General features: G+C 64.8%; 11 protein-coding genes. 4 read left to right on the forward strand and 7 right to left on the reverse strand.

The genetic code is table 11. The annotated features are described in order from the left end of the window. Positions 1-143 precede the first annotated feature (143 nt). The 6 genes from AB4Z47_RS18135 to AB4Z47_RS18160 form a co-directional block, all read right to left on the reverse strand. A complete protein-coding gene (locus tag AB4Z47_RS18135; protein WP_441952302.1) occupies positions 144-1448 on the reverse strand; it encodes an ABC transporter substrate-binding protein in 1305 nt (434 codons plus the stop codon). A gap of 115 nt (positions 1449-1563) precedes the next feature. After that, on the reverse strand, positions 1564-2355 hold the full coding sequence (locus tag AB4Z47_RS18140; protein WP_441952304.1) for a carbohydrate ABC transporter permease: 792 nt from the start codon (positions 2353-2355) through the stop codon (positions 1564-1566). A 71-nt stretch (positions 2356-2426) separates the two neighbouring features. Beyond that, positions 2427-3356: a carbohydrate ABC transporter permease gene (locus AB4Z47_RS18145; RefSeq protein ID WP_441952201.1), complete on the reverse strand. Its 930-nt coding sequence runs from the start codon at positions 3354-3356 to the stop codon at positions 2427-2429. 295 nt (positions 3357-3651) lie between these two features. Beyond that, entirely contained in the window at positions 3652-4431 is a 780-nt protein-coding gene (locus tag AB4Z47_RS18150) for a L,D-transpeptidase (protein WP_441952306.1), read from the reverse strand. A gap of 411 nt (positions 4432-4842) precedes the next feature. Beyond that, a complete protein-coding gene (locus AB4Z47_RS18155; protein WP_441952202.1) occupies positions 4843-5286 on the reverse strand; it encodes a cytochrome P450 in 444 nt (147 codons plus the stop codon). 49 nt (positions 5287-5335) lie between these two features. Further along, a complete protein-coding gene (locus AB4Z47_RS18160) occupies positions 5336-6625 on the reverse strand; it encodes a serine hydrolase domain-containing protein (RefSeq protein WP_441952308.1) in 1290 nt (429 codons plus the stop codon). A gap of 585 nt (positions 6626-7210) precedes the next feature. Here AB4Z47_RS18160 and lppU point away from each other — a divergent pair. Both lppU and AB4Z47_RS18170 read left to right on the forward strand, forming a co-directional pair. Further along, positions 7211-7837: an LppU family putative lipoprotein gene (lppU, locus tag AB4Z47_RS18165; RefSeq protein WP_441952204.1), complete on the forward strand. Its 627-nt coding sequence runs from the start codon at positions 7211-7213 to the stop codon at positions 7835-7837. A gap of 36 nt (positions 7838-7873) precedes the next feature. Then, positions 7874-9325 (forward strand): MFS transporter, encoded by a 1452-nt coding sequence (locus tag AB4Z47_RS18170; protein ID WP_441952205.1) that lies wholly within the window; start codon positions 7874-7876, stop codon positions 9323-9325. Positions 9326-9376: 51 nt separating this feature from the next. Here AB4Z47_RS18170 and AB4Z47_RS18175 read toward each other — a convergent pair whose 3' ends face one another. Further along, positions 9377-10051 carry a serine protease gene (locus AB4Z47_RS18175; protein WP_441952310.1) on the reverse strand — a complete coding sequence of 225 codons (675 nt, stop codon included), beginning with the start codon at positions 10049-10051 and terminating at the stop codon, positions 9377-9379. A gap of 528 nt (positions 10052-10579) precedes the next feature. Between AB4Z47_RS18175 and AB4Z47_RS18180 the strand changes: the two genes are divergently transcribed. Beyond that, positions 10580-11434: an MlaE family ABC transporter permease gene (locus AB4Z47_RS18180; protein WP_441952207.1), complete on the forward strand. Its 855-nt coding sequence runs from the start codon at positions 10580-10582 to the stop codon at positions 11432-11434. A 4-nt stretch (positions 11435-11438) separates the two neighbouring features. Next, positions 11439-12302, forward strand: coding sequence for an ABC transporter permease (locus tag AB4Z47_RS18185; RefSeq protein ID WP_441952209.1), 864 nt, complete (start codon positions 11439-11441; stop codon positions 12300-12302). Positions 12303-12307 lie beyond the last annotated feature (5 nt).

Genomic DNA, 12307 nt, shown 5'->3' on the forward strand with positions numbered 1-12307 from the left:
GCCAACCGCGACGACTCCGCCCGCGACCATGCGACAAGCTGGTCCCGCTCGTCACCGGCCAGTACGAACTCGACATCACTACGCCCGAAACCCGCCACCCCAACACCATAGATAATTAGAGCTGCAATTTCGGGACCGACACACTAGTTGGGCAGTTTCGGGGTGATCTGCCGGTCGATGACTGCCTGGAGTTGGCTGGTCACATGCGCGAACGTGGCTGCCACGTCGGCGTTCTGCAGGCCGATCTGCTCCAGGCCGGTGCCGATGATCTGGTCGCCGCCCGGCACGAATACCCGTGCGTAGTCCTGCGACTTGGTCAGCGACAGCTGCTCGATGGCGACCTTGGAGTTCGGGTTCTTCGTGAGGAAGTCGTGTTCGCTGGGATCGTGCACGGCCGACTTGCGTACCGGCAGGTACCCGGTGCCCTGCGAGAAGTACGCCGTGTTCTGTGCGTTGGTGACGAACTCGATGAACGCGAGCGCGCTCGCCTTTCGCTCGTCGGAGATGCGCGCCGGGATGGCCAGGCCAGCGCCGCCGGTGGTGACGCCGGGCCCGTTCGGGTGCGGAAGGAACGCGGTGCCGAAGGTCAGCTTGCCCTCCGCGTTTTTCTGGATTCCCTTCAGGTCGCCGGTCGAGGCGATGGTGGAGGCGATCACACCGGTGCCGAAGTCGACCGCGATCTGCGGCTTGATTCCCGCGTACTTCTTGGTGTTGATCATGTTGCGCAGAAACGTGCCCGCCGCGAGGGTGCCGGGGTCGTTGAACTTCAACGTCCAGTTGTCCGAGTACGCGCCGCCGAAGGTCCAGTTCGGGCCTTGGAAGGTCCAGGCAAGGTAGTTCTTGGCGTCACCCCAGCCGTGCGCGAGCTTGCCCTCGCCGACGACCTCCTGCAGCTTCGGTCCCCACTCGTCGAACTCCTGCCAACTCTCCGGGCCGCGGTCGGGCAGACCAGCGCGGTTCCACACATCCTTGTTGTAGTAGAACAACGGGGTCGAGCGGGCGTAGGGCAGTGCGTAGTGCTTGTCGTTGAACTGGTAGTCGGCGACCAGCGAGTCGACGTAGTCGTCCAGTTGCACCCCCGCGTCGGCGAAGTGGCCGTCCAGCGGCTCGATGGTGCCGTTGAGTGCGAAATTGAACCACCAGACATCCGACAGCACAACGATATCCGGCAGCTTGCCGCCGGACAGCGCCGCGTTGAACTTCTGCGATACCTCCTCGTAGTTCTTGCCCGCGTCGACCAGGTTCACCTTCCGGTCGGGATATTTCGCCTGGAACCGGTTGATCAGCTCGGTCTCGAGCTCCTTCGATGTGCCGGGGTGGTTGGACCAGAAGGTGAGGGTCTTGCCGTCGCCGGACTGCACGGGGCTGCCGCCGGTGCCCGCGCACGCGGTCAGCGCAGCGCCCGCGGCGACTGCCCCGGTCAGCCCCAGGAATCCGCGTCGGGTCAGTGCCGATTCCCCCGTCGCTGCGCTCCTGCTCGCCGGCGCCGATCCCCCTGTCGCTGCGGTCCTGCGCGCCGAGGCGGGGAACTGTGAAGTGGGCACGTGGCATCTCCTGTATCGGTCAACCCTTGACCGCACCCGAGGTGAGGCCCTTGATCATGTGGCGTTGCAGTAGCAGGAAGATGAGGAGGATCGGCAGCATCGTCAGCAGCGTGCCCGCCATCACCGGCCCCCAGTTCGTCACGCTCGGATTCTCGGTGTTCTGCAGCAGGGTCAGGCCGACCGGCAGCGTGGCGACGGTTGTGTCGTCGGCCATGAGGAATGGCCAGAGATATTCGTTCCACTCGTTCACCAGCGTGATGACCGCGAACGCGACCATGGTCGGCCCGGACATCGGCAGCACAACCCTGGTGAGCAGCCGCCACCAGTTCGCGCCGTCCATCCGCGCCGCCTCGATCACCTCCGAGGGCAGCGAGAGAAAGTGATTGCGCATCAGGAACGTTCCGAAGGCGACGCCGCAGAGCGGAACGATGATGCCTTGGAAGGTATTTCGCCAGCCGAGCTGAGCGATCAGCGCGTAATTGGAGATCACGGTGATCTGGTTGGGCACCATCAACGCGGCGATTATCACCAGGAAGACTGCCGTCTTGCCGGGAAACCGCAGGAATACCAGGCCGTACGCGCTGAACGTGCCGAGCACGAATTTCACAGCGGAGACGATCCCGGTGACGATCAGCGAATTGCGCAGGAATGTCCAGAACGGCAGTGTCGTGGTGGCTTCCTCGTAGTTCTTCGGGTGCCAGCTGTGCGGCCAGTACACTGCGGGCTGCACGTAGATGTCGGGCCGCGCCTTGAACGAGGTGATGAAGATCCAGAACAGCGGGACGCCGACGATGATCAGCACGCACACCATCGCGGCGTAGCCGAGCAGGGTCACGGCGCGCTGCCTGCGTCGGTGGGAAAGCGTTTCCACACCTGGGTGTTTCACTGTTCGCCCCGATCCATGATGCGAACCTGGACCAGCGTGACGACCAGCAGCACCAGGAACATGAGGGTGGCCACGGTCGCGCCGTATCCGGCGCGGAAGTTGCGGAAGGACTCTTGGTAGACCTGATAGACCATGGTGGTGGTGCCGGTGCCCAGCGGGCCGCCGCGGGTCATCACGTTGATGATGTCGAACACCTGCAACGAATTCAGCAGCACCGTGATGGAAAGGAAGAACGTGGTCGGCCGCAGTTGCGGCAACAACACTTTGGTGAAGGTGGTCCAGCGGCTCGCGCCGTCGATCTCGGCGGCTTCCATCAGTTCGGCCCGAACCCCTTGCAACGCGGCCAGATAGATGACGAAGGTGTAGCCGAGGTTCTTCCAGATGTAGGTCACCGTCACCATGAACAGCGCCCAGTGCGGGTTCTGGTAGAAGTCCGGTACGTCTTTCACGCCGACGCGGTGCAGTACGTCCTGGATCAGGCCGAAGCTCGGATCGAAGATGAACTGGAATGCGACGCCGACGGCGGCGCCGGAAATAACGAACGGTGCGAAGATTGCCGAACGGACCATGTTGCGGCCGAACAGCTTTCGATCCAATAACAGGGCCAGCGCCAGCCCGAGTATCATGCTGCCGACCACCGCGGCCACGGTGAACACCACGGTGTTGGTGACGACATCCCAGGAGTCCGACCGGCCCCACCATTCGCGGTAGTTGTCGAAACCGATGAAGGTGGCGATCGGATCGGAGATATTCCAGTCGAAGAACGACAGCCGGATATTGTCGATCAGCGGTCGGTAGACGAACAGCGCGAGCAGGACGAGATTCGGCAGCACCAGCACCAGGAACAGTGCGTAGTCCTGCCACGGCCGGTTCCTCAGGCCACGTTCACGCGGCTGCGGCAATACTCGCTCCGGCCTGGTACGCACGGCGGAGACTCTACGGACCGGAGCAAACAGCCGATGACGATCATTCGCCGACCCGCTGAACTTCTCGTGCACCGGCCAAGTGAAGCAAACACTGGAGATGCCGACGATCGACTTCAGATTATTCGATCGTTTTGTTCGTCAGCACCCCCGAAGGGGCGCTGACGCGACAACTGATCTCGCGAGCACATGGGTAACTCATCGGGCACGCCCAAGACCCAGCCAGGCACTTACGCAGGACCTGCGCCCGTCTTACCGCACACCTAACTGGTACGGCCTGAATACCCGGAGAGGCGGATCAGTTCCAGTCGCCCAAGCCGTCGCTGGCGCTGAGCGTGCCGCCCTGGGTGTTCTCCACGATGACCGGGTCGCCCTTACGCGAGTTCTCCATGAACCATTTGGCGTTCTCGGTGCTGACGTTGAGGCAGCCGTGGCTGGCATTGGACACGCCTTGCTGAGCTACGGACCACGGCGCGGCGTGCACGAAGATGCCGCTGTTGGAGATGCGGGTCGCGTACTCGACCTCGAGCTTGTAGCCCTCGGGGTCCGTGGTGGGCACGCCGTAGGTGGACGAATCCATGGTCATCTTGGCCAGCTGCTCGCCGACGATGTAAGTGCCGTTCGGGGTCTCGTGCTTGGGCTTGCCCATCGAGGTCGGCATCTCCTGCACCACCTCGCCGTTGCGGGTAATCGTGATGGTGTGGGTGTTGTCGTCAGCGGTCGTGACGAATGCGTCGCCGATCTTGAACGAGCTGCTCGTGCCACCGGCCTGCACCTGCACGTCGGTGTTGTCCGGCCAGAACTCATCCGGCCGCCAGCGCACCTGCTTGTCGCCGCGCCAGTAGAAGTGACCGGGGGCAGGCTTCGACGCGGTGATGTTGATGGCTTGCTCGGCGGCGGCGCGATCGGTCACCGGGTCTTTGAAGGTGATGATGATCGGCTGCGCGATGCCGACGACCTCGCCGTCGGCGATGTTGATCGCCGGCGGGGCGAAGTTTGCCTGCGGATCGGTGGCCGATGCGGCCGAGCCCGTCCCGATGCCAGGGATCGGTTCGGCTTGCGCGGGCGCGACGAGCATGACACCGGCCGCGGCGATCGCGGCAGACAACAGGGCGCCCTGGCGCATCCGGCGGGTTAGGTGGCCTCCCTGACGACGTGCAGGCAGCAACCTGGTGTGCAAAGCGGCTTGCATAGGTTTTCGTCCGTTCCAATTTCTCGCACGCGCGCGTAGCGAGATTCTCTGATTCGTGCGCGGAGCCGGCAGAGCGCCCCACAGATATTGATGGCCCGACCCCTGTGTCCCTTCCTACCGTCCCGGTGTGGCCCGGTGCCAGCGGCATTTCACATTTATTCATGCAGCGCATGTATATGATTTGCGTCATATTCGCTCCAGGTGGGCATGAAACCGTCGAACATCCGGGTCACGGGGGTGAGTGTGGCTTCCGGCCGGCGCCCGGGTTGCAGTGAGAAGGTGGCCATCCCAAACGTGTTAGTGAGATAAATCACTCATTACATCGAATGAAATCGAGCGACGCGGACCGGTTGCAATGTTGTGCGGGACCGAAACCGGCGTACGACCGTGCGCGTAGCGCGGCCCGAGCCGCAGGCGTACCCGACCGAGGATGGTGACCGGCGCGATCCGCAGTTCGTAGTCCGCGAGCACCGCGCCATGCACAGCGCCGGTGGCCGCCGCCGAACGGAGCGAACTCGAACGGCCGATCCTGCGCTCGACGAACCGGTCCGGGTCGAAGCGTGCCGCGTCGGACCAGACATCCGGGTCGGAATGCAGCAACGGCACCGCGACCCCCATCGTGTCTCCTGGTGCGAGTGCCACGCCGCGCAGCGTGCACGGCCCGGTCAGGCGGCGTAGGACGATCGGTACCGGCGGGTGCAGGCGCAGCGTCTCCTGACACACGGCGTCGAGGTAGGGCAATCCGGCCAGCTCGATCGGGCTCGTGCTCGGACCGGCCTTGCGCTCAGCGCTACCGTTCGGTCCCGGCGGGCTTCTGCCTTCGCACCGTGGCCTGTGCTGTCGCCGCAAGCCGCGCGAGCCTGGCGTCACCGAGCGCGGTCACCGCGCCGCCGAGCCGGTTGGTCACGAACGCGATCGACATGCCGAGCTCCGGATCGGCGTAGGCGCCGGACCCGCCCATGCCGTAATGACCGAAGGCCTTTCGCGGTTGCTGCTTGGCCATCAGCACCGGGCGGTGGTAACCGAGGGTGAAGCGGATCGGCACCCCCAGCACGTAGTCGCGACTTTCCGTCGGCTGCACCCGGCCGATCGTCTCGATCGTCTCCGGACGCAGGAAGCGCACGACGCGCTCCTGCCCGGACGCACCGATCCCGCGAACGCCTTCGGGCTGGTCGGTATAGACCACCCCGCCGTTGGCCAGCGCGCCGTACATCCGCGCCAGCGCGCGCGCCGAGAACACGCCGTTCCAGCCGGGCATCACCGCGTCGTGCACGCGCGGGTCGCGGACCAGCTCGTCGAAACTCTCCGGCATGCCCGCCTCGGCGAGCCCGCGCACGGGCCGCACCCAGGACAGCACCGACGAGGCGGTGTTCCAGCGGATCCCCGGTGGGCTCAGGGGACGGAAGATCCGGGCGATCCGGCGTCGCTCGGATTCCGGCACCCGGAACCAGAACTCGTCGAGGCCCAGTGGATCGGCGATCTCATTGCGTACCACCTCGATGAACGCCGCGCCCGTCACCCGTTGCACGATTTCGGCCACCAGCCAGCCGAAGGTGATCGCGTGGTAGCCGGAGGTTCGGATGCGGCGCGGGTCGGGCGGGCTCTCGGCCAGCGCGCGCACCACCTTGTCGTAATTCAGGATGCCCTCGCGTCCTGGAACGAGGCCGCGAACCCGGTGCAGGCCCGCTCGGTGCGAGAGCACGTCGCGCACCGTGATGTCGTCCTTGCCGTGCGCGGCGAATTCCGGCCAGTACTCGGCGACCGGAGTGTCGTAGCCGATCAGGCCGCGTTCGGCGAGCCGGTGCACGACGGTCGATGCCACGCCCTTGCCGGTGGAGAAGGTGAGTGCGATGGTCTCCCCGTTCCAGCGGCGGCCCTTGTCCGCCCAGCCGGCCCAGATGTCGACCACGGGTCTGCCGTCGAGATAGACCGTGAGCGCGCCGCCGCCGCGCGCGGGTTGGGAGAACATGCCGAAGAACTGATCGGCCAGCCGGATGAATCGCGGGTCGACCAGCATTTCGCGCGGCGCGGTCGGTTTCCTGTCCGCCGAGTCGGCGGGCTCGAACTCGTCCGCCGCCATTGCCGAAACCATGGGGTCACCTCCTGACCGCCGTTCGTCGGGCCGGTTCATCAGGGTAACCGGTTTTACACCATCTGCCAGCTACTCGAGGTGACGAGGTACGCGGCGGCCATGTCGGACACGTTCGCGGAGACACAGTGCTCGTCGGCGGCCGAGGTCGGGTTGGTTTTGCGGTGCCTGCGGCGCTGCGTGTTCCCGAGCCCCGCTGTGGCTCACGTCCGAACGGGCGAGATTTGTGCCTTCAGCGCACACACTGCGCCCGCTCGGACGTGAGCCGGGCCGTGAACGGTGCCCCGAAGACTCACACCTCGGCTGGGCTGGGAGTGCGTGCATCGCGGGACGGAAGGAGATGCCGACAGCTGCCGTCGAGCAGGCGACGGTGCTGATCAGCTCCACGGAGAACTCCTCTCGCACCGGAACTCCACCATACCCAGATCGGTTGCCGACGGTCCGTTTCGAGCCTTCGGCTCGACGTGCGCTCGGTCCATGGTGTATTCATGGCGTGGTATTTCAAGCTCAGCCATGTCAACTTCGGATTCTTGCGGGGGTGTGAGTTCGGAGCGTTACAGCTCGGGAGGACTGTACGTGTCTCGTCAACCGACCTGGGGTCGTCTCGCGTTCGCCGGACTCGCCGTCGCGGCGGGGCTGACGGTCGCCGGGTGCAGCTCGACCATCAGCGGCACTGCTCAGCCCGCTGTGAACAACGGAACGATCGATGCCGTTTCGGTCACCAGCACGCCGAAACCGTCCTCGGGCAAACCCACTCCGAGCAGCAGCAAGCCGGCGCCGACCACCAAGGGTGGCAACACCGACTTCGAAGCCAACGTCGGCGACTGTGTGACGCTCGGCGGCACTACCACCAACGCCACCATCGCCAAGTCGTCGTGCGGAAGCCGCGCGGCGAACTACAAGGTGGTCGAGAAGAAGCCGAAGAGCTCGCAGTGCGTGAGCGACGCCGACAATTACTACGCCGAGACCGTGAACGGCATCGAGCAGGGCGCGTTGTGCCTGGACATCGACTGGGTGGTCGGGGGCTGCATGGACGTCGGCGGCGACGATCCCAAGCGCATCGACTGCACGGGTTCGACCCCCGCGAAGGGCGTGAAGGTGGTCAAGATCCAGCAGAACGCCGACGACGTCAGCGTCTGCGGCAGCGGCACCGGGTACGTTTACGACAAGCGCCGCTTCGTCGTCTGCGTACAGGAGCTCTGACCGTGTCTCCGTCGTCCTGCCGCTAGGCTGGTTTCGGTGAGTGCCATCGAGCTTCCGCGGTTGCAATCGAGCACCGGCCGCTGGATTCTGCTGGCCACCATCCTCGGGTCGTCGGTAGCCTCGCTCGACGCGACAGTTGTCAATATCGCGCTGCCGCGCATCGGTGAGTCGCTGGACACCGACGTTGCCGGGCTGCAGTGGACGCTGAACGGCTACACGCTGACCCTCGCCTCGTTCATCTTGCTCGGCGGCTCGCTCGGCGATCGGCTCGGACGGCGCAAGGTTTTCATCTGGGGCACCATCGGTTTCGCGATCGCTTCGGTGCTGTGTGGCGCCGCGACGAACATCGAGATGCTGGTGGCAGCCCGCATCCTGCAGGGCGTAGCGGGTGCGATGCTCACGCCGGGCAGTCTCGCGCTGATCTCCTCGTCGATCGATCAGCGCGATCAGGGCGCGGCGATCGGCCTGTGGTCCGGCTTCGGCGGCGTGGCAGGCGCGCTGGGTCCGTTTCTCGGTGGCTGGCTGATCGAGGTGGCGGGCTGGCGGTCGATCTTCTTCCTCAACGTGCCGCTGACGCTGGTCGTCGTGCTGGTCGCGCTGAAGCATGTGCCGGAGAGTCGTGATCCGAACGCGGTGACCAGGCTCGACGTTCCGGGCGCCTGCGTGGTCGCCGCGGCGCTCGGCGCGCTGACCTTCGGGTTGATCGACTCGCTGCCGCTGCTCGTCGGCATTGGCGTCGTGCTGCTGGCCGTGTTCGTCGCGATCGAGGTGCGCAGCGACCACCCGCTGGTGCCGCCGTCGCTGTTCGGCTCACGGGTGTTCACCGCGGCAAACCTCGTGACGCTCGCGGTCTACGCGGCCCTCGGCGGCGTGTTCTTCCTGCTGGTGTTGGAATTGCAGCTGGTCGCGGGCTATTCGCCGCTGCTGTCGGGCGTCGCGACCGTGCCGATCACGTTGATCATGCTGGTGCTCTCGGCGCCGGCCGGACGCTGGGCGCAGCGGCATGGCCCGCGCCTCCCGATGTCCGCGGGCCCACTGCTGGCCGCGGCGGGTTTGGTGTTACTGCTGCGCATCGGCCCCGACACCACCTACCTGACCGATGTCCTGCCCGGCGTGCTCGTCTTCGGGCTCGGGCTCTCGGTGCTCGTGGCGCCGTTGACCGGGGCCGTGCTCGGTGCGGTGCCTTCCAGTGAGGCGGGCATCGCCTCCGGTGTGAACAACGCCGTCGCGCGCACCGCGCAGCTGCTCGCGGTCGCCGCGCTGCCCGGGCTCGCCGGTATTTCTGGTGCGTTCGGCGATCCGGCCGCGTTCGATGACGGCTTCGCCTCCGCGATGTGGATCTGTGTCGGCCTGTTGGTGGTGGGTGCGGTGCTTGCCGCGGTCTTGCTTCGGCCCGTCCGGCACGCGCCCGTCCTGGACAACGTCGATTGCCTTCCGCAATGCGCGGTGGCAGGCCCGGCGCTCGCACCGGCTCACAGCGAAGAATGAGCGGCCCTAACGATATCCGTTCGGGCCGCTCATCGGGTATGCCGGGGTCGATCAGATCGGGACGTAACCCGCGCCGACGCCGCCGCGCGCGTTGATGTCACCGATGATGGCGCTCATGTTGGTGCCTACCTCCGGGCCGAAGCAGGCGATGGCCAGGTAGGCGTTCACCATGCCGACCAGCGTCGTGCCGACGACCACCGGCGCGCCGGAGTCGCCTTCCACGACGCACATCTGGCTCCAGGTCTCGACGTTGGTTTGGAACACATCACCCCAGGCGATGCCGCAGGTGTTGCCGGTGGTGCGTCCTTCTTTACAGACGATCTGCGGGAAGCTGGCCGGCGCGCCGACCCCCGTGATGGTGACGTTGCCGACCCGGTTCACCGGGATGATCTTGCCGGGATCGAACTGGATTACGGCGTAGTCCAGGTCGTGGTTGGAGTACGCGAACCGGCCGATCACGCCGGCGCCCCGGTCGGTTTCGGCGTACACCTGCGCGCCGGGATCGCCACAGTGTCCAGCGGTCAGGCCGACCAGACGCCCCGCATTGTCGTGTCCGACGGTGGTGACGGTGCACTCGAATTGGTTGTCGATGATGATGCCGGATCCACCTCCCACGACCGGCGGGCCCGGTTGGGCGTTGGCGGCCCCTGCGCCCGTACCGAGCAGCGCCGCGCCAAGGGCGACGGCGAAGGCGGCGTTTGCCACCTTGGCGAGTTTGCTGAACATGTCCCTCCAGACGTCGGAAGTCCGCACGATATCAATCTGTCGCACCCATCGTGTCAGTAATCTCCTCCGGGCGCGTCACCAAACACGGGTTGTCCGACCGTGACCTACTTCAACCCCCATTTTGTACATATCAGATGAAATGTATCTTATAAGCTAACAATAGCGGATCGCTATCAGAATTGCGAAAGTCCGAGTTCGTCTTTGTCTGACCAGGTAGATGTTGCTCAACCTGTTCATCTTCGGAATCGATCGGAATTTAAATGAATATTATCCGTAGTAATTCGATGAGCCGCGCATGTAGTGCAGGATTTGCGCAGGTGGCGCAGTAGCTTGTTCCGGAAGTCCGACCGGCAGCTTTGGGATATATCCCAAGGTCGCCGCCCTCATCGCTTTGCTTTTCATGAAGGGTGACAGACATCTATGTCTGCGATCACTAGTCATTGGTGTGTTCTGCGCTACTCCGTAGTAAGGTGCCTCAAGCAAACATGTCGTCGGGGCATCCAACCGGCGTCGAGAGGGGTTTAACCAGTGCAGTCGACCGAGAGTCCACCTACAGGGTCACGGTTCGGTGACGCGGTCGATTGGACGAAGTCGTACTGGGAGGATCATCCCAAGCGTTCGCTGGAGACCTTCGGTCGGCAGATCACGATGGGCATCGCAGCCGTCGCCGAACTGTTCGTCGCGATTTTCCGAAGGCGCTTCCCCTTCGCCGAGTTCGTCCGGCAATGCGCCTTCATGGCCAGCGTCGCCGCCGCGCCGACCCTGCTGGTCGCCATTCCGATCGGCGTGATCGTCTCCATCCAGGTCGGTTCGGTCGCCGGTCAGGTCGGCGCCACCTCGTTCATCGGCGCGGCCAACGGACTCGGCATCATCCAGCAGGGTGCGCCGCTGGTCACCTCGCTGATGATCGCCGGCGCCGTAGGATCCGCGGTCTGCGCCGACCTCGGCTCGCGCACCATCCGCGAGGAGATCGACGCCATGAAGGTGATGGGCGTCGACCCGCTGCGCAGGTTGGTCGCGCCCAGGCTCGGTGCGGCGATGCTCGTCAGTGTGCTGCTGTGCGGCTTCGTCGTCTTCGTCGGCTTTCTGACCGGCTACATCTTCAATATATTCGCGCAGAACGGTACGCCGGGCTCGTATGTCGGCACCTTCTCGTCGTTCGCGGTGACCACCGACCTGCTTGTCGCACTGGTGAAATCACTGATATTCGGTCTGCTGGCGGCAATCATCGCCTGCGATACCGGATTGAACACCCGGGGTGGTCCTGGCGGAGTCGCGAACTCGGTGAATTCCGCGGTAGTGAGTTCCGCCATCATGCTGTTCGGGGTGAACCTCATCATCACCCAGGTTTACAACGCACTGTTCCCGTCACAGGTGGTCTGAGCCGGTGTCATCAACCTATATACCTCCGCTGCTGCGGCCCTTCCAAACAATCCGGAAATCCGCTCAGGCGCCGGTCGATCTGCTTGCCAGGCTCGGCCACCAGGTGTTCTTCCTGTTGCGCTCGGTCGGCTCGATTCCTTTGGCGCTCAAGCACTACCCCAAGGAAGTGTGGCGCTTACTCTCCGACGTCACATGGGGCAACGGCAATCTCGTCGTCGGCGGCGGGACCATCGGCGTCGTCGTCATCCTGAGCGCCTTCGGCGGTATGACCGTCGGCATCCAGGGCTACAACTCACTGAACCTGCTCGGTCTGAGCCCGATCACCGGCGCCATCTCTGCCTTCGCGACAACCCGCGAGCTCGGCCCGCTGCTCGCGACGCTTGCCTTCGCCGCACAAGCGGGCTGCCGGTTCACCGCGCAGCTGGGCGCGATGCGCATCTCGGAGGAGATCGACGCGCTGGAGTCCATCGCCATCCGGCCGCTGCCCTACCTGATCAGCACCAGGATGTTCGCGGCGATGGTTGCCATCATCCCGCTGTACTGCCTCGGCCTGGCCATGGCCTACATCTCCTGCGCGCTCACCGTTCAGCTGATCGGCGGCACCGCCACCGGCACCTACCAGCACTACTTCTATCAGTTCCTGATCCCGACGGACGTGATCTATTCGCTGATCAAGGCGATCCTGTTCGTCGCGATCACCACCTTCATCCAGTGCTACTACGGCTTCTTCGCCTCCGGTGGTCCAGAGGGTGTCGGCGTGGCCGCTGGCCGGGCGATCAAGATGTGCATCATCGCGGTCGTCTTCGCGAATCTGTTCATGACATTGGCGATCTGGGGCATCAACCCCGGCATCCGGATCTCGGGGTAGTCACC

This window comes from Nocardia sp. 2TAF39, from assembly GCF_052114905.1.
Taxonomy (GTDB): Bacteria; Actinomycetota; Actinomycetes; order Mycobacteriales; family Mycobacteriaceae; genus Nocardia.

Coding starts and splice junctions, on each gene's coding strand:
- AB4Z47_RS18140 (WP_441952304.1), bottom strand. CDS start 2,355: ATGGTGTGCGTGCTGATCATCGTCGGCGTCCCGCTGTTCTGGATCTTC.
- AB4Z47_RS18150 (WP_441952306.1), bottom strand. CDS start 4,431: ATGCTCGTCGCGCCCGCGCAAGCCGAACCGATCCCTGGCATCGGGACG.
- AB4Z47_RS18160 (WP_441952308.1), bottom strand. CDS start 6,625: ATGGCGGCGGACGAGTTCGAGCCCGCCGACTCGGCGGACAGGAAACCG.
- AB4Z47_RS18175 (WP_441952310.1), bottom strand. CDS start 10,051: ATGTTCAGCAAACTCGCCAAGGTGGCAAACGCCGCCTTCGCCGTCGCC.